1 protein-coding gene is annotated in these 226 nt (G+C 33.2%); it reads left to right on the forward strand.

Annotated features, from left to right (window positions below):
- On the forward strand, positions 1-226 hold a 226-nt coding region (locus FE392_RS22800), incomplete at both ends, for a GerAB/ArcD/ProY family transporter (RefSeq protein ID WP_319931961.1).

Genomic DNA, 226 nt, shown 5'->3' on the forward strand with positions numbered 1-226 from the left:
TTTTATTCCCAAAACAAAACTTTGTTCAATATACAAGTGCGCATTTGACGAAACCTGTTGCATACACAATTAGTAGCATCTTAGTATTAACATTTGCAGCTTTGACAGCATATGAATCGCGAATGATTGCGGTTATTTCACAAACGTATTTATTTAGTGATACACCAATACAACTACTGTCTTTCTTCTTCTTATTAGTTGTTATTTATGGAATAGCAGGACCAAG

This window comes from Xenorhabdus santafensis, assembly GCF_033949405.1.
GTDB lineage: Bacteria > Pseudomonadota > Gammaproteobacteria > Enterobacterales > Enterobacteriaceae > Xenorhabdus > Xenorhabdus santafensis.